This window comes from Xenorhabdus sp. KJ12.1, from assembly GCF_963876495.1.
In the GTDB taxonomy this organism is placed as follows: domain Bacteria; phylum Pseudomonadota; class Gammaproteobacteria; order Enterobacterales; family Enterobacteriaceae; genus Xenorhabdus; species Xenorhabdus stockiae.
In genome coordinates, this window is the sequence record NZ_CAWNQH010000060.1 from 1 (window position 1) to 21,723 (window position 21,723).

The following is a 21,723-nucleotide window of genomic DNA, read 5'->3' on the forward strand; positions in this document are numbered from 1 at the left end:
TACGTCCGCTGCGATCAGGCGGATATCATTGACCAGCTCTTTATCATTAATTTTACGGGTTAACGGGACTTTGCTTTCCGCATTGTTGATGGCGCTGGTAGCATTTTGGTTAGCGGTATCTGCCAGTTTCATTGCCTGTGCGACGTCCTGCTGAATGGATGAAATCAGTGCATCGGTTTCAGTCTTGTTATAAGCATCCACATCCGCCGCGTTTAGATTGATATCATTGACCAGCTCTTTATGGTTGATCTTACGGGTTAGCGGAACTTTGTTTTCTGCCTCCTTGATGGCGGTATCCGCCAGTTTCATTGCCTGCACGACGTCCTGCTTAACGGGTGAAATCAGCGCATCGGTTTCGGCCTTGTTATAGGCATCTACGTCCGCTGCGATCAGGCGGATATCATTGACCAGCTCTTTATCATTAATTTTACGGGTTAACGGGACTTTGCTTTCCGCATTGTTGATGGCGCTGGTGGCATTTTGATTGGCGGTATCTGCCAGTTTCATTGCCTGCACGACGTCCTGCTTAACGGGTGAAATCAGCGCATCGGTTTCAGTCTTGTTATAGGCATCCACGTCCGCTGCGATCAGGCGGATATCATTGACCAGCTCTTTATCATTAATTTTACGGGTTAACGGGACTTTGCTTTCCGCATTGTTGATGGCGCTGGTAGCATTTTGGTTAGCGGTATCTGCCAGTTTCATTGCCTGTGCGACGTCCTGCTGAATGGGTGAAATCAGCGCATCGGTCTCGGCTTTGTTATAGGCATCTACGTCCGCTGCGTTTAGATTGATATCATTGACCAGCTCTTTATGGTTGATCTTACGGGTTAGCGGAACCCATTTATTCATGGCATTAACTTGGTCAGCTAAATTATAGGCTTTCTGGGCTAATTCATGGGTGGATTTCACAGCTTTGGATGTAGCTGCGTGAGCTTCGCTATTACTGTCTACAGCATTACTTAGAATGACAAAACCTTTATTTTTTAATGTGGCATCGGGATGATTACGACTTTCTGCATGATCTCTAATTTTCCCTCTGACATAACTACGAGTGGCTAGGCCAGAAATTAGTTCTGCTATCCAGCCAGTTAAATTTCTATCACCAATAGGTAAAACCATGCGAACTGTTTGTTCCTGCATTTGTGATTTGTACAGAGCAGCACAGTTTCCGACAGCGATTAGCGTATTATCTTCATCAAACAGGCCTATTTCTCGGATCCACCAGTTACCCTCAGTTTCCGGAATTATCTGCTCAACAATAATTTGGTTAGGGTTATTGGGATCGATGAATAGCCGGTCAATTTCTGCACGATGCTTTTCATTTATTAATTGGCTTTGATTGGCATGAGGTGTTGGTAAATGCCCATCACCAACAGCCATATGCGTGATTTCAAGCTTATTTCCTGAGGTTGCTGCATTTTCCAGTTTATTGGCGCCTGAATCCGTCAATAATGCAAAATATTTATTACTCATGTAACCCCCATATTTATGAATGACAAGTCAATGAAGTAAGACATACAATTGCATACGTAAGATTTTAAGGCTTAATTATCTGAAAATTCACATTAAATCGATATAATAAAATTTGTCAGAACTAAAAAAACCGACATTATGCCGGTTTTTTAGTAAGTCATATCTCTATTTAATAGGTTATTCGACCATTTCTTTTTCCACTTTCAGCGATGTGATTTTCACTTTATTGATGCGGTGGCTGGTGATTTCCATCGGTTCAAAAAGATAATCACCGATCTTTAGCTGTTCGCCCAGTTGTGGAATATGTTGTAGATGCTCCATCAATAAGCCAGCCAGTGTCTGATATTCACGTTTCTCATCCAGCGGTAGCGGAACGTAAAGTACCAAGTCATCCAATGGCATAAAACCATTAGCAATCCAGTCCCCTTCTTCTGTAACCTGAATATCGTGGCGGGCATCAATTTCACCACTACCTACCGGTAAGTTTCCTGTAATCGTTTCTACTACGTCTGTGACCGTAACGATACCTTCAACAGAGCCGAACTCATCAACAACAAAGGCAAAATGCGTTTGAGCCTGACGGAATTGCTCTAATGCCTGAAGTAAGGAAAGAGACTCAGGAAAAATTAATGGCTGCTGTACTAACTGACGCAAATCGAAGGGATGATGAGTAAGCTGTTGATTAAGAATATCGATCACATGCACGACGCCCAGTGGTTCATCACTGGTTTTTTCATCTGTAACCACAATCCGGGTATGCGGTTTTTGTTTCAGTAGTACAGCCAGTTTGTCCATGGGTGAATGAACATCAAGGTAAACGACATCATGGCGTGAAGTCATGATGCTGCTGACAGTGCGTTGTGCAAGGCTAAGAACACGGGCAATCATTTGCCGTTCCTGTGGTTCAAAGACTTCTTTGTGCTCTTCATGATCTGCAATCAAATTAGATGCATGATCATCCAGATTCGCTCTTTCACGCTTACCATTTAAAATATGCAGAACCGCTTCTGCCGTTCTTTCACGTAATGAACGGGAAGCACTCAGAAATTTTCGGCGGTTGAACTGTGCAAATTGATTCAGTGCTTCAATTATAATAGAGAAGCCAATGGCGGCGTAAAGGTAGCCTTTGGGAATACGATAACCAAAGCCTTCTGCAACCAGACTGAAGCCGATCATTAACAGGAAGCTGAGACACAATATCACTATGGTCGGGTGAGCGTTGACAAACTTTGTCAGTGGTTTACTGGCCCATATCATCAGGATCATAGCAATAATAACAGCAGCGATCATGATACCAATGTGATCAACCATACCGACAGCAGTAATCACGGAGTCCAGTGAGAAAACCGCATCCAGAACAATAATCTGTACAACTACTGCCCAGAAACTTGCTCCTTTACGCTGTTGATTGGTATGCAGATTTTTTCCTTCCAGCCGTTCATTCAGTTCCATTGTTGCTTTAAAAAGCAGGAATATTCCCCCAATCAGCATAATTGAATCGCGGGCGCTGAATGAATGACCCCACAGAGTCAGCAATGGCGCTGTCAGGGAGACAAGCCAAGAGAGGCTGAATAAGAGGATAAGCCGCATTAACAGAGCACAGGATAAGCCCGTGAGCCTTGCCTTATCCCTTTGCTTTTCCGGTAGTTTATCTGCCAGAATGGCAATAAATATTAAGTTGTCAATGCCCAGAACAATTTCTAAAACGATAAGAGTGGCCAGACCTGCCCATATCGTCGGATCAGCGATCCATTCCATACAGTTTATTTTACCTTTTAGTGTGACGGCGTGTGCCGACTCCTGAATAATGAGGATTGACTGTCAAAATATCAATAGATGATTTATTGCGGCTGGAAATTTTTTCAGCAAAAAAACAGTATGACGATATCGATTGCATCAATAACTACCCCCAATGCCCATTCATGAGTTAACATGTGATCTCATTAACAAATTGTCTACTATATTTTGTTGTACTCAACATTGTTACATGTACAACACTTTGGTAGATAGCAGTCATTATCAGACGGGAGTTATTCATGTCCAAACAACAGATCGGTGTTGTCGGTATGGCGGTTATGGGTCGCAATCTGGCGTTGAATATTGAAAGCCGTGGCTACTCTGTATCTATCTTCAACCGCTCCAGTGATAAAACTGATGAAGTTATCGCTGAAAATCCAGGGAAAAAATTAGTTCCAAGTTATTCCATTGAAGAGTTTGTCGATTCACTGGAAAAACCGCGTCGTATCCTGTTGATGGTTAAGGCCGGTGAAGCTACGGATAAAACTATTGCATCTCTGACGCCACACTTGGATAAGGGTGACATTCTGATTGATGGCGGCAATACCTATTTTCAGGATACTATCCGCCGTAACCGTGAATTATCTGCACAAGGTTTTAATTTCATCGGTACAGGGGTTTCTGGTGGTGAAGAAGGTGCATTGAAAGGCCCTTCAATTATGCCGGGTGGGCAGAAAGAAGCCTATGAGCTGGTTGCGCCGATTCTGAAAGAGATTGCTGCTCAGGTGGATGGTGAACCTTGTGTGACTTATATTGGTGCTGATGGTGCCGGTCACTATGTGAAAATGGTTCACAATGGCATTGAATATGGCGACATGCAGTTGATTGCTGAGGCTTACTCTTTACTGAAACATTCACTGAACCTGAGTAATCAGGAACTGGCAGAAGTATTCAGTGGCTGGAATGAAGGCGAACTGAGTAGTTATCTGATCGAAATTACTGCTGATATCTTCCGTAAGAAAGATGAAGAAGGTAAATATCTGGTTGATGTCATTCTGGATGAAGCCGCCAATAAAGGAACCGGTAAATGGACCAGCCAAAGTTCTCTTGATTTGGGTGTTCCGGTAACGTTGATTACTGAATCAGTTTTCGCACGTTACATTTCTTCACTGAAAGATCAGCGTGTTGCCGCATCTAAAGTTCTGTCAGGCCCAGAAACGCAGCCATTTGCAGGTGATAAAGCGGAATTTATTGAAAAAGTCCGTCGTGCGTTGTACTTAGGCAAAATTGTTTCTTATGCGCAAGGCTTCCAACAGCTGAAAGCCTCTTCCGATGAATACAATTGGGATCTGAATTATGGCGAGATCGCTAAGATCTTCCGTGCGGGTTGTATTATCCGTGCTCAGTTCCTGCAAAAAATCACGGATGCTTACAACGAAAATCCGGCTATTGCTAACCTATTGCTGGCACCTTATTTCAAACAAATTGCTGATGAATACCAACAAGCTCTGCGCGATGTCGTTTCTTATGGCGTACAGAATGGTATTCCAACTCCAACATTCTCTGCTGCCATCTCTTATTATGACAGCTACCGTTCCGCAGTCCTGCCAGCCAACCTGATTCAGGCACAGCGTGACTATTTTGGTGCGCATACCTACAAACGCACTGATAAAGAAGGTGTATTCCATACCGAGTGGTTAGAATAATAGAAAGTTAATATTTAACGATTATTATTCAAAAAGGTGCTGAACTATTCAGCACCTTTTTTACAGGTAATTTCCTAGTAGTAAATTCAGGGAAATGATTGCTATTTTAACAGCCAGTGGGCAACATGCTCCATCCAATGATCGAGATGAGCATCAAGCATATTGTTCAGTAATATGATGCAGGTAATAATAACCAGACCAAGCATTATCAAAATAAACAATTTATTCATAGGATAATTACTCATCTTGTCTGGTTGAATTATAGCAGAACGTGAATTTTACCTAGGTTAAGTCTGGCTGATTAATCACTTTGCGAAATGCAATTAGCTCAGGCATAGCGATACGGCGGTAATCTTCAGTATTTAAAATGATTGATCGTTCCAGGCTGCCAGCGTTAAATGCCAATTCATCATAACGTTCGAATAAAAGTGGGTCGGCAATCAGCTTTAAATCAGGGTGAAAACTAAAGGGGGGAATGGCACCAAAAACACAGCGAGTTAATTCTGAAACCTCTTTCGGGCTTGCCAGTGATGCTCTGTTGCCACCTGCCTGCTTGGCCAGAACTGCCAGATCAGCCTGCTGATCGGCAGGTAAGATTGCCAGAATATATTGACGATAATTATTTCCCTTAACATGGCAGACTAAAGCTTTTGCCCCCTGACCTAACTGTGTCCCACGTATTTTTGCGACTTCTTCTGATTTCCCGCCAGTAGCATGTTCCATCACCCGATAACGGGCATGGTTAGTATCAAGTAAGGTAGTAAGGTGTTCAAAAATATCATTTTTTAACAAAATGCTCTCCTGATCCTGAATATTTTTAATTGTATTCATCTGATTATTAAATAAATTTTTATCCTTTTGAAGTTTAGTGAATTTCCGTTTATTTTTTATTCCTACACTTGTGATGGTTGATTTGAGTCAAAATAACTGACGTGGATAAGTGAGAAATTATAAATCACTTCTCTTATTCAATATTTGAGATACCTCAGTAAAACCTAAGGAGTTCCTAATGGCAATATCAACTTTCTTTATCCCACCAGTGAATAAAATCGGTGAAGGATGTCTGAATGAGGCCATTCAGTTAGCAAAAACTTATGGTTACAAACGGGCGTTGATTGTTACTGACCGAGTACTGAACGAGATTGGTGTTGTTGGGAAAGTTCAGAATTTATTGACTAATATAGGGATAAAAAGTGCACTTTATGATGGAACGAATCCTAACCCAACTACGATTAATGTTGAAGAAGGGTTGGCGATTTTGCATCAGCATAGTTGCGATTTTGTGATTTCGCTGGGGGGTGGTTCGCCGCATGACTGTGCTAAAGGTATTGCATTGGTTGCGGCAAATGGCGGAGATATCCGCGATTATGAAGGAGTTGATGTTTCTGCAAAACCTCAGTTGCCGTTGATAGCGATCAATACCACAGCAGGTACAGCTTCTGAAATGACACGTTTTTGTATTATCACGGACGTAGAGCGCCACATCAAAATGGCGATTGTGGATAAAAACGTGACGCCTATTTTATCCGTGAATGACCCTTCTCTGATGATTGGTATGCCGAAAGGGCTGACCGCAGCGACAGGGATGGATGCGCTGACTCATGCAGTTGAAGCTTATGTATCTACGGCGGCCAACCCTATTACTGATGCCTGTGCGTTGAAAGCGGTGGAAATGATCAGCAGTTATTTACGTCGTGCTGTTGAAAATGGCAGTGATGTGGAAGCGCGGGAAAATATGGCTTATGCCCAATTTTTAGCGGGTATGGCATTCAATAATGCCTCTTTGGGGTATGTTCACGCGATGGCTCACCAGTTGGGCGGTTTCTATGATTTACCACATGGTGTCTGTAATGCAGTTTTGTTGCCCCATGTACAGCGCTTTAATGCAAAAGTTGCAGCACCCCGCCTGAAAGATATTGCAGCTGCGATGGGAGTAAATGTCGAGAATGTTTCTGACCAGGAAGGCGCGGAAGCCTGTATTCGGGAAATCCGCCGATTGGCAAAAGATGTCAATATTCCAGCTGGATTAACTGAATTGAACGTTAAAGTGGAAGATTTGCCTGTATTGTCATCTAATGCACTAAAAGATGCTTGTGGGTTCACTAACCCAATTCAGGCATCACATGAAGAGATTGTGGCCATTTTCGAAGAGGCTATGTAGCTATCCAGCTAGAGATAGGCCTTAGTCATAAAATGCCACTTCGTTTTATTCGGTTGCTGTCATTTAACGAAGTGGCTCTGTTTTCTGAACTTTATTCCTGAGCAGAAAAGGGCGCGTTATCTTTAACTGAATGCCTTTTTTGTAATTGACGGATAATACAGCTCAGATCTAAATTTTGATCTTGGAGTAACACCAACAGATGGTAGAGTAAATCAGCCGCTTCATTGGTGAGTTCTTCCCGGTCATTCACAGTTGCTGCTAATGCGGTTTCTACACCTTCTTCTCCTACTTTTTGTGCAATGCGTTTTGTTCCGCTGGCATACAGGCGGGCGGTATAGGAGCTATCGGGAGATGCATTTTTCCGGCTTGCCAGTAATTGCTCTAATTGATAAAGAAAACCCCATTGTGTTTGTGCTGGGCCAAAGCAGCTTTCAGTCCCTTTATGGCAGGTTGGGCCGATAGGATTGGCAAGGATAAGCAGAGTATCGTTGTCACAGTCAGGATAAATCTCGGATAACTCCAGAAAGTAACTAGAACTTTCACCTTTCGTCCATAACCGTTGTTTGGTACGTGAAAAGAAGGTGACTTTGCCGGAATTTAGCGTTGCATTCAGGGCTTCTCTATTCATATATCCCATCATCAGTACGGTACCAGATACAGCATGCTGCACGATCACGGGCATCAGGTTATCGACTTTTTCCCAGTCTAATTTTTCGATTTCCTGCGATGTTAATGGTGATATCGTTAACATATTCTTACCTCAACCCCTTGTTCCGCCAGATATTGTTTGAGTTCGCCAATGTTAATAATATGCTTATGGAAAACCGAAGCAGCCAAGGCGCCATCAACGTTGGCCTGTTTAAAGGCGTCCAGAAAATGAACCGGAGCGCCGGCTCCTCCTGATGCAATCAAAGGCACGGAACAGATTTCCCGAATTTGTTTAAGCTGGGTAAGATCATAACCATTACGAACGCCATCCTGATTCATCATATTCAGGACAATTTCACCGGCTCCACGTTGCTGTACTTCCCTGACCCAATCCAGAGTCTGCCACGCAGTTGCTGTGGTGCGTTTTTCATCTCCGGTGAACTGATATACCTGATAGTTATTACTTTTTTCATCAAACCACGTATCGATGCCGATTACGATACATTGCACTCCATAGCGATCAGCTAGGCGGTTAATTAAAGAAGGGTCTGACAGAGCTGGGGAGTTAATAGAAATCTTATCTGCACCAAATGATAAAATTTGCCCGGCATCTTCGACTGTTTTGATCCCGCCAGCGACGCAGAATGGGATATTGATTACTTCAGCCACTTTTGCAACCCAGCTTTTATCCACAACACGACCATCAGAAGAGGCGGTGATATCATAAAATACCAGTTCATCAGCACCTTCCTGAGCATAGCGTTGTGCAAGAGGCACAATATCACCAATAATTTCGTGATTGCGGAATTGTACCCCTTTGACTACCTGCCCATCACGAACATCAAGGCAGGGAATTATGCGTTTTGCCAGCATTGGATTGCCTCCTTCAGTGTAAATTTTCCTTCAAGCAACGCGCGCCCGACAATGACACCCGTAACACCGGATGCAGGCAGAGAAGAAATATCGGCCAGACTGCCAACGCCTCCGGATGCCTGAAATGCAACTTGTGGATAGCGTTGGCTAATCTCTTGATAGAGTGAAATATTAGAACCGTTCAATGTGCCATCGCGGGAAATGTCAGTACACAGAACATGTTTCAGACCAACAGGGAGATATTGGTCAACGACCTGTTCCAGTGTTGCTTCGCTGCTTTCCTGCCAGCCACTGATAGCAACTCGCTTAATACCATCTGTATTGATGCGGACATCCAGCGCTAACACAATGGATTCCGCACCATAATTCTCAAACCACTGCTTAACTAACGCTGGCTGAGTGATCGCAGTTGAACCTATAACAACCCGGCTTGCTCCGGCTTCAAGGAGCGCAGCAACATCGCTTTCTGAGCGGATCCCCCCTCCTACCTGCACTGGAACCGATATGCCAGATAGTAGTTCGCGTAACAGTGAAATCTGGCGTTTGGCAGGATCTTTCGCTCCGGTCAAATCCACCAAATGCAGCAGTTTAGCTCCTGTCTGTTCGTATTCCTGTAAACGGGATAAGGGAGAACTACCGTAATTTCGACACTGACCATAATCCCCCTGATGTAAACGTACAACATTGCCATCGATTAAATCTAATGCAGGTATAATCATGGGGTTACATCTCCAGAAAGTTTTTTAATAGCTGTTCTCCTGCTGCACCAGAACGCTCAGGATGAAATTGGACACCAAAAAAATTGTGTTTTGAAATAGCGCTGCTAAACAAGCTGCCATAATCTGTTTGAGCAATGGTGTATTCACCAACGGGCAGTGCGTAGCTGTGAACAAAATAAAAATAGGCGTTATTTTCAATGCCATGAAACAGAGGATTCCCTGATGGAAAATTAACCTGATTCCAACCCATATGCGGTAATGGCAGGCCAGAAGTTGCCATTTTTTTTACAGGAGCGTTGATTAATTTCAGTAGCGGGATATTACCGCCTTCTTCGCTGCTTTCAGCCAGAAGCTGCATGCCTAGGCAAATACCCAAAACAGGCTGAGTAAGGGAAGTGATCAGAGGGATTAACTCCCGTTGTTGTAGCTGGGCCATTGCAGTGGCAGCGGTGCCGACACCCGGCAAGAGCAATTTTTCTGCTGATTTCACAACATCTGCATCAAGGCTGATTATTGGATCATACCCTAACCGATGAATGGCATAGGCGACCGAAGCAAGGTTGGCACAGCCGGTATCCAAGATAACAACTTTCATCATTATTCTCTCTTATAAAACGCCTTTAGAGCTGGGTAGGGTATCGCCCTCGACGCGGATAGCCTGCCGCAGTGTGCGACCAAAAACTTTGAACAGACTTTCGGCACGATGGTGATCGTTTTTACCTTTAGTTTTCAGATGTAAAGTACATCCCATGGTATAAGAGAGTGAGCGGAAAAAATGTTCGATCATTTCTGTGCTCAAATCCCCGACACGCTGATGTTTGAATTCAGCTTTATATTCAAGGTGTGGTCTGCTGGAAATATCCAGCGCACATCGGGCAAGGCATTCATCCATTGGAAGAGTAAAACCGAAACGGGCAATACCGAGTTTGTCACCCAATGCCTGTTTCAGCGCTTCCCCCAGAGCAAGGCCTGTATCTTCAACAGAGTGGTGATCATCAATATAAAGATCACCATCAACTTGAATGTTCATACGAAAACCACCATGAGTGGCAATTTGATCCAACATATGGTCAAAGAAGCCTACCCCTGTATTAATGCGGCTTTTTCCTTCACGATCCAGCCAGACTTCAATATTGATGGCTGTTTCTTTGGTTGTGCGGTTTACACTGGAATAACGATCCTTGCGGGTTAAGTGCTCACAAATTGCTGACCAGCCGAATGATTCAGGCTGATAGTGAAGACCCTGAATTCCCATATTCCGGGCTAATTGCAGATCTGTTTCCCGATCACCGATAACGTAACTATTTTTTGTATCCAACATTCCATCAGCCAGATATTTTTCTACTAACCCGAGTTTTGGCTTACGACAGTTACAGTTATCTGCGGGTTTGTGAGGACAGATTAATATTTCTTCAAACTGAATTCCCTGTGAAGAAAATACCTGCATCATCAGTGTGTGAGGTGGTTCAAAATCAGTCATCGGAAAGCTGTCTGTACCTAGTCCATCCTGATTAGTGACCATGACCAGCTTATAACCGGATTTCTGTAAGGCTAACAGAGCAGGGATCACCCCGGATTCAAATGCCAGCTTATCAAGGCGATCAACCTGATAATCCGTTGGTGGTTCAGTGATTAACGTGCCATCGCGGTCAATAAAAAGTATTTTCTGGCTCATGGATTCTCTGTTTCCTGTACTTGTTGATTTTGTTTGCAAAGAGCGTCAATGGCGGTGATCAGTTGCTCACATTCACGACGACTGCCAACAGTAATTCGCAGGCAATTTTCCAGCTCCGGTTGCTTTTGTTGATCACGAAGAATAATGCCCTGATCCCATAATGCCCTGAATACAAATTCAGCATTGGTGAACCTCACCAGAATATAGTTAGTCTCACTGGGAAATACTTTCTCCACTAATATCAGCTTATCAAGTGCGTCCTGTAGATAAGCGCGATTGGCAATAATTTCTTCTACCCGCTCCTGCATTACCCGTATGCCTGATGCTGTTAAAGCCTGTGCCGCGATATCTGCAACAGGTGTAGCAATGGGATATGGAGCGATCACTTTCAACATTAGCGCGATAATATCGGCAGAAGCCAGCGTAAATCCACAACGCAGCCCTGCTAAAGCAAAAGCTTTCGAGAGGGTTCGCAAAATTACCAGATGTGGATACTCTTTTAGCCAGCGAGTGGTAGTATTCTGCAGGCTGAATTCGATATAGGCTTCATCAATAGCAACGATGGCACGATTACGGGCCAGTTCGAGGATCTGGCGTAACGTAGAGGGAGCAATCAAATTACCTGTTGGGTTATTCGGGCTACAGATATAGATTAATTTGACGCGATCCAGATTATTTTTGATGGCCGTTATATTTGGCTGCCAGTCTGTGCCCGCGAGGATCTTTTTCTGTGCGACACCGAAGGTTTCAGCGCTGACACTGTACATGCCATAGGTTGGTGGACAAAACATAACTGCATCTTTGCCCGGCTCACAAAAAATACGTATCAGCAGTTCGATTGCTTCATCCGCTCCTCGGCTGACAAGTACTTGTTCTGGTTGCAGGCCAGCATAATCAGCATAGCGCTGAATAACTGTCGCAGGCTGGCATTCAGGGTAACGGTTGAGTGTTTTTTCAGAGAACTGAAAATCAGGTGCGGCGTGATATTCATTGGCATTTAACCAAATATCACCATTGCCACCCAAACGACGGGCTGACATATAAGGGACTAATTTGCGGATATTTTCTCTTGCCAGTGAAGTGACATCAAAAACAGTGCTCATTAATTACTCCTTAGCCTGAGAGCTAGTGTTTGCATTATTGTTTGTATTATCAGGATTATTTAAGGCAGCGATGCGTAATGTAACTGCATTTTTGTGTGCAGTGAGTTGCTCTGCCTGTGCCAGTGTTTCGATGGTTGGAGCCAGTTTTTTCAAGCCCTGTGGCGTTAGCTTCTGTACGGTCATTCTTTTCAAAAAGTCCGCCAGCCCAAGGCTTGAGTAGGTAGAGGTGTAGCCGTAAGTGGGCAAAACGTGATTGGTACCGGAGGCATAATCTCCCGCAGATTCCGGTGACCAGTCGCCGAGAAAAACGGAACCGGCGCTGGTAATTTTATCTACAAGCTGTTCCGGTTGCCGTGTCTGGATAATCAAATGTTCAGGGCCATATTGATTGCTGATCGCCACACATTGGGCGATATCGTCAGCGACAATAATCCGGCTGGACTGCAAGGCCTGTATTGCAATTTGTTGGCGTTGCAGGGTTGGGAGCTGTTTTTCAATTTCACGGATAACTTCCCCGGCATAACCTTCGTCAGGTGTAACGAGTATGACTTGTGAGTCTGGCCCGTGTTCTGCCTGTGAAAGTAGATCTGCTGCTGTGAATACGGGATTGGCACCACTATCAGCGATCACCAGTACTTCAGAAGGGCCAGCAGGCATATCAATGGCCGCACCGTCAATACGTTGACTGACCTGTTTTTTAGCTTCGGTCACCCATGCGTTACCCGGACCAAAAATTTTATCTACTTTGGGAACCGATTCTGTGCCAAATGCCATTGCTGCAATAGCCTGAGCACCACCAATCTGGAAGATATCACTGATACCGCATAGTTGCGCAGCATAGAGTATTTCATTTGCAATAGGTGGTGGAGAACACAGAGTTACTTTACGACACCCGGCAATGCTGGCAGGGATCCCCAGCATTAGTACCGTAGAAGGCAGTGGTGCAGAGCCGCCGGGAATATAGAGCCCTACAGAATCAATTGGCCGTGTGATTTGTTGGCAACACACACCGGGCATAGTTTCTACTTCAATTACCACAGGTTTTTGCGCTTCATGAAACAGACGAATGTTATCCATTGCCTGCTGGATAGCCTGCCGGATTTCCGTTGTCAGGTGCTTACCTGCAGCATTAATCTCCTCTTTTGGGACTCGGACTGCATCAATTGTTGTGTTGTCAAAACGCTGGCTGTATTCCCGTAACACGTTATCACCGCGCTCTTTAACGGCTTCCAGAATCTGTTTCACCGTATATGTAATATCTTCAGATGCGGCGATAGCAGGGCGGGTCAGCAACATTTTTTGCTGCTTCGGTGTATATGCCTGCCAATGGATAATGGTGCTAAAATCGACAATACTGACATTGGTGCTCATCGGGCTTACTCCATCATTTTTTCGATTGGTAAAACCAGAATAGAACTGGCTCCCAGTGCCTTGAGTTTTTCCATAGTTTCCCAGAACAGTGTCTCACTGCTTACCATATGCATGGCTACACGATTCTGCGCTCCGGCCAGCGGCAAAATGGTGGGGCGTTCTGCGCCCGGTAACAGATCGATGATTTCTTCCAGTTTGTCACTTGGTGCATGTAGCATGATGTATTTGGATTCACGAGCCTGAATCACACCCTGAATACGAGTCATCAATTTATTGATCAGCTGTTGTTTAGCTTCCGGCATTTCGCCATCACGTTGGATCAGGCAGGCTTTTGAGCGATAGATGACTTCTACTTCCCGTAATCCATTTGCTTCCAGTGTTGCACCGGTTGAAACCAGATCACAGATGGCATCAGCTAATCCAGCCCTTGGAGCAACTTCAACTGAGCCATTGAGCAGGCAAGGTTTGAATTGAATGCCTTTTTTATCCAGATAGCGCTTTAGTAAGTGTGGATAAGATGTGGCGATGCGTGAATTTTGTAAGCATTCCACCCCTGTATAGTTGTAATCAAGAGGAGCAGCAAGAGAAAGACGGCAAGCGCCAAAATCAAGACGGCGTAATGTGGTATAACGGGGGGCATCCCCTTGTGCCCGGCGGCTCAGTAACTCTTCTTCCAGTACGTTTTCACCAATAATACCTAAATCAACAATGCCATCCATCACGAGGCCCGGAATATCATCGTCACGGACACGAAGGATATCGATAGGCATATTTTCCGCGAAAGCGATCAATCTCTGTTGTTGCAAATTGATTTTGATACCACAGCGTGCCAGTAATTCTCTGGAATCATCACTCAGGCGCCCTGATTTTTGCATGGCTATCCGCAAGCGTGTTTTATCTAACATGTTATGTCTACCCTATATATAAATCAGAATATTTTCTGTAGCTCGAAATTTATTTGACTCGGGATTTATTAGGTATAAAAAAAACCCCCGGAAAATCTTCCGAGGGTTTTATCGTATTCATGCCTCCGGAAGACTTACTAAATGTCTTCCAGCACACAACAGCCTGAAAGACTAGTCAGGATGATGGTGATGATGATGGCTAAATTGAATACGATTCATAATATGTGTGTTCTCTGTTTGATGTGATTTTTGTGTTATTTGTATCAAGGGCTATTTTGTGACTTCAAGGTAACTTTATGCTTAACTTTGTCTATATGCTGGCGTGGTTTGCCAGAATAAATAATAAACTGTCTGTCATTTAACCTATCTGATTCTATGTGTGAAAAGCAACCTTTTTTTCAAAAAAGTTACTTTTCGGTATTAACATTTTGTTTTGTAAGGAATTATAGTTTATCTCATTAATATATAGTTGATTAATATTTTTATGGGAATTATTTTACCGAATAATCAAAAGCATATGAGCTGGAGAGTATTATAGTGAAAAAGGTTTCAATTATCGGGCTGGGATGGCTGGGACTCCCATTAGCGCAAGCCCTGCAAGGGAGTGGTTTACAGGTCATTGGCAGTAAAACAACACCAGACGGGGTTGAAGCAGCATGTATGTGTGGTATTGATTGCCACTTATTAAACCTGATTCCTGAAATAGTCTGTACAGCTGATGAGCTTGAACAACTGATGTCCGTTGATGTATTGGTTCTGATGTTGCCAACCAGTGGTATCGCAGGAGGTGGTGTAGAGTATGTCAGAGCAATACAGTTACTTGTAGACACAGCACTTTCGCATTCTGTTCCTCATATTATTTTTACCAGCTCAACTTCCGTTTATGGCTCGTCTGTTGGTCACCTTAATGAAGATGCACCATTAGCTCCTGAAACTCAGCCAGCCAGAGCATTGGTTGAACTGGAAAATTGGCTGCATCAGTTACCCAATACTTCAGTTGATATTTTACGTTTGGCAGGATTGGTCGGTACGGGTCGCCACGCAGGGCGTTTTCTGGCAGGGCGGAAGGCAATTTCAGGAGGAGAAAATGCTGTTAATTTGGTTCATCAGGATGATGCTATCTCCGCTATTAAGTTGCTTATTCAGCATTCTGAAGGAGGAAATGTCTACAACCTATGTGCGCCTGTCCATCCTAAAAGGTCTGAATTTTACTCCCAGGCTTGTTGCCAGCTTAATCTGACTCCGCCAGAATTTTTACAGTCGGAAGATGAGGGATCGGAAAGCAACACTGAAAAATGTAAAATTGTGGATGGAAGCCGTATTTGCCGGGAACTGGGGTTCGAGTATCAGTATCCAGATCCCGGGAGTATGCCGATGAGTCTGTAATTAATTTATTTCGATCATAACGATTTTTTGGAATGCTGGCCTTTCGGTCATTAATTGATACCAGCGTTCTAAGTTTGGCAATGATGGGCGTTCAGTTACCACATTGATCCACGGGTAGATAAACGGAGCCAAGGCTATATCAGCCATGCCGAATTTATCACCGGAAAGGTATGTTTGTTGGCTTAATGCTTCATCGGCAATTTTCAGCAGTCTTTCTATTTCAGCTAAAGCCTGTGCGATGACTTTTTGATCACGCTGTGCCTCTGGTGTCCTGACAAGGCTTATCATGAGCTGTTTGATGGGGGAGAAGAGATTGCATCCAGTCCAGTCCATCCACTTTTCGATATTATATTTTTCTTTAATATCATTAGTATATAGAGTATTTTTGCCAAATTTTTCGACAAGGTAGCGAACGATCACATTTGATTCCCACAGAATAAAATCACCATCCTGTAAGCATGGAATTACTCCATTGGGGTTCATGTGTAAATAATTCGGGTCATCAAGCTTGCCAAATTTCCCTCCGATATCAATTTGCTGGTAAGGAATATTTAATTCCTCCAGACACCAAAGCACTTTTTTGACATTTGATGAATTTTTACGGCCCCAGACTGTCAGCATCATTTTCTCCTCAATATCAAGTTGTTTGATAATATGACAATAAATTCATAGAAATAACAGGAGAATCTTTGCGTTATTGGATTGGAGACTTATCCTATAACATCTATATTAATAGGAGTTTTGTATTTCAATTGTTGAATAGGATGTGGTTGTCAGAGAGAGAAGGTAGATGATAATGATGAAAAAAAGAGGTCATATTAAGAGAATAAAGTCTTTTACGGTGGGGCTGGGTGTTTTTTGGCTGGTGAGTACCAGCTTATATGCAATGGACGAACCAGCAGCACCTGAGGTTGATGCAAAATCTTATGTTTTAATGGATTATGCCAGCGGAAAAATTCTGGCATCAAATAATGCTGATGAACGCTTAGATCCTGCAAGTCTGACAAAAATGATGACCAGCTATGTAGTCGGGCAGGCGATGAAGTCAGGTAAAATCTCTCAGGATGATATGGTTACAGTGGGAAAGGATGCGTGGGCGACAGGTAACCCTGTGCTCAAAGGCTCATCCCTGATGTTCTTAAAACCGGGTGATAGAGTCAAAGTTATTGATTTGAATCGCGGGATTGTTATTCAGTCTGGTAATGATGCAAGTATTGCGCTGGCTGATTATGTTGCAGGAAGCCAGGATGCTTTTGTTGATTTGATGAATAAATATTCTCAGTCACTGGGGCTGACGAATACGCATTTTAAAACAGTGCATGGGTTAGATGCTTCAGGGCAGTATAGTACTGCGCGTGATATGGCTGTTTTGGGGCAGGCGATGATCCGTGATGTCCCTGAAGAATATGCGCTGAATAAAGAAAAAGAATTTACGTTTAACAAGATCCGCCAACCTAACCGCAACCGTTTGTTGTGGAATCAGAATATGAATGTGGATGGCATAAAAACAGGGCATACCAGTGGTGCGGGATATAATCTTGTCGCATCTGCTACGGAAGGTCCGATGCGCTTAATCTCGGTTGTTTTGGGAGCTTCCAGTGATCGAATGCGCTTTGTGGATAGTGAAAAGCTTCTGTCATGGGGTTTTCGTTTTTATGAAACGACGATCCCATTAAAAGCTGATGCAGTTTTTGTCACGCAAAAAGTATGGTATGGAACACGTTCGGAAGTAGCATTAGGTGTTGAAAAAGATGCCGCCGTTACTCTCTTGCGTGGGCAGGCCGGTAATTTGAAAGCGAGTTTCACCCTGAATCAGCCTGAGCTGGAAGCGCCATTGGCAAAAAATCAGGTTGTAGGCACCGTTAATTTTATGCTGGATGGGAAGGTAGTTGAACAGCACCCACTGGTAGTAAAAGAAGCGGTTGAGGAAACGGGATTTTTTGGTCGTATCTGGGATTTTATTGTGAAGATGGTTAGTGGCTGGTTTAATTCAATTTTCAGTTAATAAGTGATTTAAAAATACGAAAATATATACACTTCGTCTTTCAGGCTGCCTCTTTGTTGGCTGCGCTCGTTCACCCCAGTCACCGTTTTTATAAACATACGGTTATCTATGCGCCTGGGGATTACTGAGAGGCTTCTGCCTCTCACCGGAGGCCAGCCTTTGGCTGGGCAAATTCGTTCCCGACGAATTTGTTACTCTCTTGCTTGCCGTCGCGATGCAACTTGAAATCCATTGTGTATCATACAGCCAGAGCGATATAAAAATGCCAGTCCTATAAAAGAGACTGGCATTTTTTTCAGGAGGGCAACGCTAAAAAGTTGCCTGATATACTGGTTACATTACAGAGTAAACTGCGGCAGAAATCGCAATTGAACCTGTCACAATAACGAAGATATTGCTTGGCTTGCCTGCGTATTTACGCATAGCAGGTACTTTGTAAATGGCATACATTGGCATGATGAACAGGATCATGGCAATGATTGGGCCACCCAGAGATTCAATGATGTTCAGAATACTTGGGTTAAGAGTAGCAATAATCCATGCGCTGATCAGCATGAAGAGACTGGTGATTCGATTCAGCGTTTTGTGCTGAATAGATTTGCCTCGTGCGCTCATAGCTTTACTAACGATACCATTGAAACCTTCACGAGCACCCAGATAGTGACCAAGGAATGATTTGGTAATAGCGATAAAGGCAATGAATGGAGCAATATATTCAATGAGTGGTGTATTAAAGTGGTTAGCCAGATAAGACAGGATGGTAATGTTCTGTGCTTTTGCTTCTGCCAGATTCTCAGGTGATAGGCTGAGTACGCAGCTGAACACAAAGAACATGACTGTCAGTACCATCATGATATGAGCATAGCCCAGAATGCGTGAACATTTCTTTTCCGCATTCTCGCCGTATTCTTCACGTTTTGCTACAGCAAACGCAGAGATGATTGGAGAATGGTTGAAAGAGAAAACCATAACCGGAATAGCCAGCCACAGGGTGAACAGCAGGCCGTGACTGTTTGTGGAAGAAACAGCATTTTCCAGTGACAGTGTGTCAAAAATCGCAGTGTTCCAGTGAGGAACCAGGTACAGAGCCAGCAGCATTAATACAGTGACGAATGGGAATACCAATACGCTCATTGCTTTAACGATGGCTTGCTCACCGAAACGGATAATGCTCATAACGCCGAGAATCAGGACCAGTGCCAGCAGTGCGCGAGGAGGTGCATCCATATTCAGCTGGTGGATGATGAAACTTTCTACCGTATTGGTCAGTGCAACACTATAAACCAGCAGGATAGGGTAGATAGCAAAGAAGTAGAGGATAGTGATAAAAAAGCCGGCTACTTTCCCGAAATGCTCTTCTACTACGCCAGTAATATCTTCACCGCTATTTTTGCCGGACAGGACAAAACGACACATTCCCCGGTGAGCAAAAAATGTCATCGGAAGTGCGAGCAGAGCCATGATGATAAGTGGTATTAATCCGCCAATCCCGGCGTTTATGGGAAGAAACAGAACGCCAGCCCCGATGGCTGTACCATATAATCCCAACATCCATACAGTGTCTGATTTACGCCAGGTAGAGTAATCGCTTTTGCTGCCAGAAGCAGAGGATGCGATTGAACCTGCTTGAGATGTGTCCATAAATATCTCCGAAATAACGCGGTAAAGTAAAATTTAAAAACTACTAAACTCGCACATTAATAAAATGCGCGAGTTGGATTCGTTATATGAATAATAAATTGTCAAATGTTGAGCTGACGTTTATTTATACATGTTTATTTATATACTAATAATATCGTTTAAAATACAGTCATTTTAAACTAATGATCTGAGATCCCGTTTAGTCCTATTTTTGATATTTAAATCAAAATTCTTAACTACAGACATTTGCTAAGGGAAATATAATTATTTTTAGTAAAATGTACCGTGATCGCTCTCGCAATTGCAAGATTTATATCGTAAAGTTAATATGTTACGAATCTTTATGATGATGTTAATTAAATATTAAATAAAACGTGGCGGTAGAAAATGAAGATAATAAGTATCATAATTTAAATTTAAACTTTCTGTTCTGATTATGCGATTAATATAATCATTAAAATATTAACAAAATTTTTAAATTTGAAATTTTTAATTCCAATTAAAGTGGTTGATATTAGTTCTTATAATCTTAAATATAAATTTAATTTATTCTATTTAATTGTATCATGCTGAAATAAAAGTAAAATAATTCTGTTTTTTTGGTTTGAGTTAAGGTGTGAATTTTATGAATCGGAATTTGGTTCTTAGTATTATAACTTAATAAACATCTTAATTTTAAACGGTCATCATATGAAAGGGAATTATCATTGGTTATTTTTTATGTAGAAAGAGTAATCATATTTCATTATGTGATGTTATATATAGCGAAGCGTTTTATGATGACTGAGAGGGCTTCATATCTATACCCTGCGTCTTTCAAGTTGTAGCTGACAAAACTACAACTTGAAATTTACTGGATATTTTTTTCCTTCTGAGGAAAAGATAAGCTAACTTTGCACCCAGCCTCTTTTAATCAAAAAGGAACAGAAGAATTGATAAAGAAAAGTTAGCTTATTTTGTAAAAATGCTCCGTATAGATGCCAGAATAGTTGGGAAAATGCACACCCCATCAGGCTGACCAAAAAAGCGCCAGCCATGTCAATTGGCCAATGAACGCCAACATAAACCCGGGCCCACACGATAGCACAAGCAATAACCATCAGACACAACCCTGACCAGATACGGTGCCAGAAAAGAAATGCCAGTGAGAACGTAAACACAGCTGTACCGTGGTTACTGGGGAATGAAACTGTAGGCGCATGAGCGAGAAAGTTATAGCCAATCCCTACAACAAATGGGCGGGCATGAGGAACAAGTGCTCCAATGATTGTTGATGCTGTTATGGCAAAGGCAAAAGCAATACAGGATTTACTGACAACAGCACGTTGATGTGAGATGGCCTCTTTTTTCCCCCAAAGCCAGAAAACTGCTAGTGTTATGGGATATACATACACCAGATATTTTGCAATAAAGATTGAAAACATGATCATGCCTGATGATGAATCTGGTGTCGCATTGATAAGGTTAAACAAATCGTGGTTCAGTTGTTCTAGCAAAATGAGCCTCACACGTGCCTTGGAGTAAAAATGTGATAACGTGTTTATCAATTTATCGGTAAAAACAATAATTTTAGCATGTGGATCAGTAAAGCGATATCGCCTTCATTTGTCATTTTATTTAATGATTGTTGCAGTTGGGTAGGTCAATAATGTATTCATGATATGGGATAAGTTGTTTTTCCCTCATTTAACACCCCGTATAAACAAAAAACCCGATAGTCTTTAACCAAAGGGGATGACTATCGGGCTCCTCAATATGGGGACATCAAAGAAAAGCAGTGGCACTAATTGAGACTGTACGAAAACCTGAAAGTTCTCACGATCGTAAAAAAATTACCGAATTTTTTCTACCTAGTAGGCTTTTTGAATGGTGTGGTCTGGAATTTCTTTTGGAATTAATGAGATATTTGCTGCTCAGGCTAAGAGAATTCTTTTGCCTGAACAGCAATGGTGCCGTGATTATTTATACAGTTCTAGATTTTCTTTGGCGTAGGCTTCAAAGTCAGTGCAACCGCCAATATGTGTTTCATCAATGAAAATCTGTGGAACGGTCTCAACAGTTTTGCCTACCGTTTTTGACAAGTCTTCTTTGGTGATACCCTCTGCCAAGATATCTACATAGCGGTAATCAAAGTCTTCACGCTCTGTTTTTAATTTTTCAGCCAGTTCTTTTGCGCGGACACAGTATGGGCAACCAGGGCGACCAAAAATGACAGTGTACATATAAACTCCTTAAGTAGTAATGATCATGGGCTACATTGATATGTCATCTTGAGTTACTATGCCTGTAAGTGTCAGTAAAAAAAAGTAGGAATTTC

21 protein-coding genes and 1 other annotated feature are annotated in these 21,723 nt (G+C 42.8%); of the genes, 4 read left to right on the plus strand and 17 right to left on the minus strand.

Features of this window, described 5'->3' with window-relative positions:
* Both AACS92_RS06905 and AACS92_RS06910 read right to left on the minus strand, forming a co-directional pair.
* On the minus strand, nt 1-1,476 hold a 1,476-nt coding region (locus AACS92_RS06905), incomplete at its 3' end, for a phage tail protein (RefSeq protein ID WP_099110656.1).
* Between the two features lie 177 nt (nt 1,477-1,653).
* Nucleotides 1,654-3,234, minus strand: coding sequence for a TerC family protein (locus AACS92_RS06910; RefSeq protein ID WP_099110657.1), 1,581 nt, complete (start codon nt 3,232-3,234; stop codon nt 1,654-1,656).
* Between the two features lie 278 nt (nt 3,235-3,512).
* Between AACS92_RS06910 and gndA the strand changes: the two genes are divergently transcribed.
* Nucleotides 3,513-4,919: an NADP-dependent phosphogluconate dehydrogenase gene (gndA, locus tag AACS92_RS06915; RefSeq protein ID WP_099110658.1), complete on the plus strand. Its 1,407-nt coding sequence runs from the start codon at nt 3,513-3,515 to the stop codon at nt 4,917-4,919.
* Between the two features lie 101 nt (nt 4,920-5,020).
* Here gndA and AACS92_RS06920 read toward each other — a convergent pair whose 3' ends face one another.
* Together AACS92_RS06920 and AACS92_RS06925 are read right to left on the minus strand one after the other, a co-directional pair.
* On the minus strand, nt 5,021-5,149 hold the full coding sequence (locus tag AACS92_RS06920) for a hypothetical protein (protein ID WP_255398518.1): 129 nt from the start codon (nt 5,147-5,149) through the stop codon (nt 5,021-5,023).
* Between the two features lie 52 nt (nt 5,150-5,201).
* Nucleotides 5,202-5,750, minus strand: a complete 549-nt coding sequence (locus AACS92_RS06925; RefSeq protein ID WP_141554485.1) for a YbaK/prolyl-tRNA synthetase associated domain-containing protein — start codon at nt 5,748-5,750, stop codon at nt 5,202-5,204.
* 178 nt (nt 5,751-5,928) lie between these two features.
* Here AACS92_RS06925 and yiaY point away from each other — a divergent pair, with 178 nt between their 5' ends.
* Nucleotides 5,929-7,080: an L-threonine dehydrogenase gene (gene yiaY / locus AACS92_RS06930; RefSeq protein ID WP_099110659.1), complete on the plus strand. Its 1,152-nt coding sequence runs from the start codon at nt 5,929-5,931 to the stop codon at nt 7,078-7,080.
* 91 nt (nt 7,081-7,171) lie between these two features.
* Here yiaY and hisIE read toward each other — a convergent pair whose 3' ends face one another.
* From hisIE to hisL, 9 genes are all read right to left on the minus strand, one after another.
* Nucleotides 7,172-7,831: a bifunctional phosphoribosyl-AMP cyclohydrolase/phosphoribosyl-ATP diphosphatase HisIE gene (gene hisIE / locus AACS92_RS06935; RefSeq protein WP_099110660.1), complete on the minus strand. Its 660-nt coding sequence runs from the start codon at nt 7,829-7,831 to the stop codon at nt 7,172-7,174.
* Nucleotides 7,825-8,601, minus strand: a complete 777-nt coding sequence (hisF, locus tag AACS92_RS06940; RefSeq protein WP_099110661.1) for an imidazole glycerol phosphate synthase subunit HisF — start codon at nt 8,599-8,601, stop codon at nt 7,825-7,827. The genes hisIE and hisF overlap by 7 nt, the downstream gene beginning before the upstream one ends.
* Nucleotides 8,583-9,320 carry a 1-(5-phosphoribosyl)-5-[(5-phosphoribosylamino)methylideneamino]imidazole-4-carboxamide isomerase gene (gene hisA, locus AACS92_RS06945; RefSeq protein WP_099110662.1) on the minus strand — a complete coding sequence of 246 codons (738 nt, stop codon included), beginning with the start codon at nt 9,318-9,320 and terminating at the stop codon, nt 8,583-8,585. Before hisA ends, hisF begins: the two co-directional genes overlap by 19 nt.
* A gap of 4 nt (nt 9,321-9,324) precedes the next feature.
* The gene (gene hisH, locus AACS92_RS06950; RefSeq protein WP_099110728.1) at nt 9,325-9,915 is read right to left on the minus strand and encodes an imidazole glycerol phosphate synthase subunit HisH; all 591 of its coding nucleotides are present in this window, start codon (nt 9,913-9,915) and stop codon (nt 9,325-9,327) included.
* A gap of 12 nt (nt 9,916-9,927) precedes the next feature.
* Nucleotides 9,928-10,995, minus strand: coding sequence for a bifunctional histidinol-phosphatase/imidazoleglycerol-phosphate dehydratase HisB (gene hisB / locus AACS92_RS06955; protein ID WP_099110663.1), 1,068 nt, complete (start codon nt 10,993-10,995; stop codon nt 9,928-9,930).
* Nucleotides 10,992-12,098, minus strand: a complete 1,107-nt coding sequence (gene hisC / locus AACS92_RS06960) for a histidinol-phosphate transaminase (protein WP_099110664.1) — start codon at nt 12,096-12,098, stop codon at nt 10,992-10,994. Before hisC ends, hisB begins: the two co-directional genes overlap by 4 nt.
* A gap of 3 nt (nt 12,099-12,101) precedes the next feature.
* Nucleotides 12,102-13,469, minus strand: coding sequence for a histidinol dehydrogenase (gene hisD, locus AACS92_RS06965; protein ID WP_099110665.1), 1,368 nt, complete (start codon nt 13,467-13,469; stop codon nt 12,102-12,104).
* 5 nt (nt 13,470-13,474) lie between these two features.
* A complete protein-coding gene (gene hisG, locus AACS92_RS06970; protein ID WP_099110666.1) occupies nt 13,475-14,374 on the minus strand; it encodes an ATP phosphoribosyltransferase in 900 nt (299 codons plus the stop codon).
* A gap of 75 nt (nt 14,375-14,449) precedes the next feature.
* Nucleotides 14,450-14,570: a sequence feature (His leader region), on the minus strand.
* The gene (hisL, locus tag AACS92_RS06975; RefSeq protein WP_139837445.1) at nt 14,546-14,593 is read right to left on the minus strand and encodes a his operon leader peptide; all 48 of its coding nucleotides are present in this window, start codon (nt 14,591-14,593) and stop codon (nt 14,546-14,548) included. Its footprint overlaps the feature before it by 25 nt.
* A gap of 318 nt (nt 14,594-14,911) precedes the next feature.
* Here hisL and AACS92_RS06980 point away from each other — a divergent pair, with 318 nt between their 5' ends.
* Entirely contained in the window at nt 14,912-15,760 is an 849-nt protein-coding gene (locus AACS92_RS06980; RefSeq protein ID WP_099110667.1) for an SDR family oxidoreductase, read from the plus strand.
* On the opposite strand, the gene AACS92_RS06985 is transcribed toward AACS92_RS06980, so the two are convergent.
* Nucleotides 15,761-16,381, minus strand: coding sequence for a glutathione S-transferase family protein (locus AACS92_RS06985; protein ID WP_099110668.1), 621 nt, complete (start codon nt 16,379-16,381; stop codon nt 15,761-15,763).
* 175 nt (nt 16,382-16,556) lie between these two features.
* On the opposite strand from AACS92_RS06985, the gene AACS92_RS06990 reads away from it, so the two are divergent.
* The gene (locus AACS92_RS06990; RefSeq protein WP_099110669.1) at nt 16,557-17,765 is read left to right on the plus strand and encodes a serine hydrolase; all 1,209 of its coding nucleotides are present in this window, start codon (nt 16,557-16,559) and stop codon (nt 17,763-17,765) included.
* A gap of 333 nt (nt 17,766-18,098) precedes the next feature.
* Here the strand turns inward: AACS92_RS06990 and AACS92_RS06995 are convergent, their stop codons facing one another.
* The 3 genes from AACS92_RS06995 to AACS92_RS07005 all read right to left on the minus strand — a co-directional run bounded on the left by AACS92_RS06995 (nt 18,099) and on the right by AACS92_RS07005 (nt 21,628).
* Nucleotides 18,099-19,406 carry an HAAAP family serine/threonine permease gene (locus tag AACS92_RS06995; protein WP_099110670.1) on the minus strand — a complete coding sequence of 436 codons (1,308 nt, stop codon included), beginning with the start codon at nt 19,404-19,406 and terminating at the stop codon, nt 18,099-18,101.
* Nucleotides 19,407-20,293: 887 nt separating this feature from the next.
* Nucleotides 20,294-20,902: an undecaprenyl-diphosphate phosphatase gene (gene ybjG / locus AACS92_RS07000; protein WP_099110729.1), complete on the minus strand. Its 609-nt coding sequence runs from the start codon at nt 20,900-20,902 to the stop codon at nt 20,294-20,296.
* 462 nt (nt 20,903-21,364) lie between these two features.
* Complete coding sequence (locus AACS92_RS07005; protein ID WP_086953673.1) at nt 21,365-21,628, minus strand: GrxA family glutaredoxin; 264 nt, start codon at nt 21,626-21,628, stop codon at nt 21,365-21,367.
* Nucleotides 21,629-21,723 lie beyond the last annotated feature (95 nt).

Excerpts from the sequence above, each read along its gene's own strand:
- AACS92_RS06910 (WP_099110657.1), bottom strand. The coding sequence starts at position 3,234 with ATGGAATGGATCGCTGATCCGACGATATGGGCAGGTCTGGCCACTCTT.
- gndA (WP_099110658.1), top strand. The coding sequence starts at position 3,513 with ATGTCCAAACAACAGATCGGTGTTGTCGGTATGGCGGTTATGGGTCGC.
- AACS92_RS06920 (WP_255398518.1), bottom strand. The coding sequence starts at position 5,149 with ATGAATAAATTGTTTATTTTGATAATGCTTGGTCTGGTTATTATTACC.
- AACS92_RS06925 (WP_141554485.1), bottom strand. The coding sequence starts at position 5,750 with ATGAATACAATTAAAAATATTCAGGATCAGGAGAGCATTTTGTTAAAA.
- yiaY (WP_099110659.1), top strand. The coding sequence starts at position 5,929 with ATGGCAATATCAACTTTCTTTATCCCACCAGTGAATAAAATCGGTGAA.
- hisIE (WP_099110660.1), bottom strand. The coding sequence starts at position 7,831 with ATGTTAACGATATCACCATTAACATCGCAGGAAATCGAAAAATTAGAC.
- hisF (WP_099110661.1), bottom strand. The coding sequence starts at position 8,601 with ATGCTGGCAAAACGCATAATTCCCTGCCTTGATGTTCGTGATGGGCAG.
- hisA (WP_099110662.1), bottom strand. The coding sequence starts at position 9,320 with ATGATTATACCTGCATTAGATTTAATCGATGGCAATGTTGTACGTTTA.
- hisH (WP_099110728.1), bottom strand. The coding sequence starts at position 9,915 with ATGAAAGTTGTTATCTTGGATACCGGCTGTGCCAACCTTGCTTCGGTC.
- hisB (WP_099110663.1), bottom strand. The coding sequence starts at position 10,995 with ATGAGCCAGAAAATACTTTTTATTGACCGCGATGGCACGTTAATCACT.
- hisC (WP_099110664.1), bottom strand. The coding sequence starts at position 12,098 with ATGAGCACTGTTTTTGATGTCACTTCACTGGCAAGAGAAAATATCCGC.
- hisD (WP_099110665.1), bottom strand. The coding sequence starts at position 13,469 with ATGAGCACCAATGTCAGTATTGTCGATTTTAGCACCATTATCCATTGG.
- hisG (WP_099110666.1), bottom strand. The coding sequence starts at position 14,374 with ATGTTAGATAAAACACGCTTGCGGATAGCCATGCAAAAATCAGGGCGC.
- AACS92_RS06985 (WP_099110668.1), bottom strand. The coding sequence starts at position 16,381 with ATGCTGACAGTCTGGGGCCGTAAAAATTCATCAAATGTCAAAAAAGTG.
- AACS92_RS06990 (WP_099110669.1), top strand. The coding sequence starts at position 16,557 with ATGATGAAAAAAAGAGGTCATATTAAGAGAATAAAGTCTTTTACGGTG.
- AACS92_RS06995 (WP_099110670.1), bottom strand. The coding sequence starts at position 19,406 with ATGGACACATCTCAAGCAGGTTCAATCGCATCCTCTGCTTCTGGCAGC.
- AACS92_RS07005 (WP_086953673.1), bottom strand. The coding sequence starts at position 21,628 with ATGTACACTGTCATTTTTGGTCGCCCTGGTTGCCCATACTGTGTCCGC.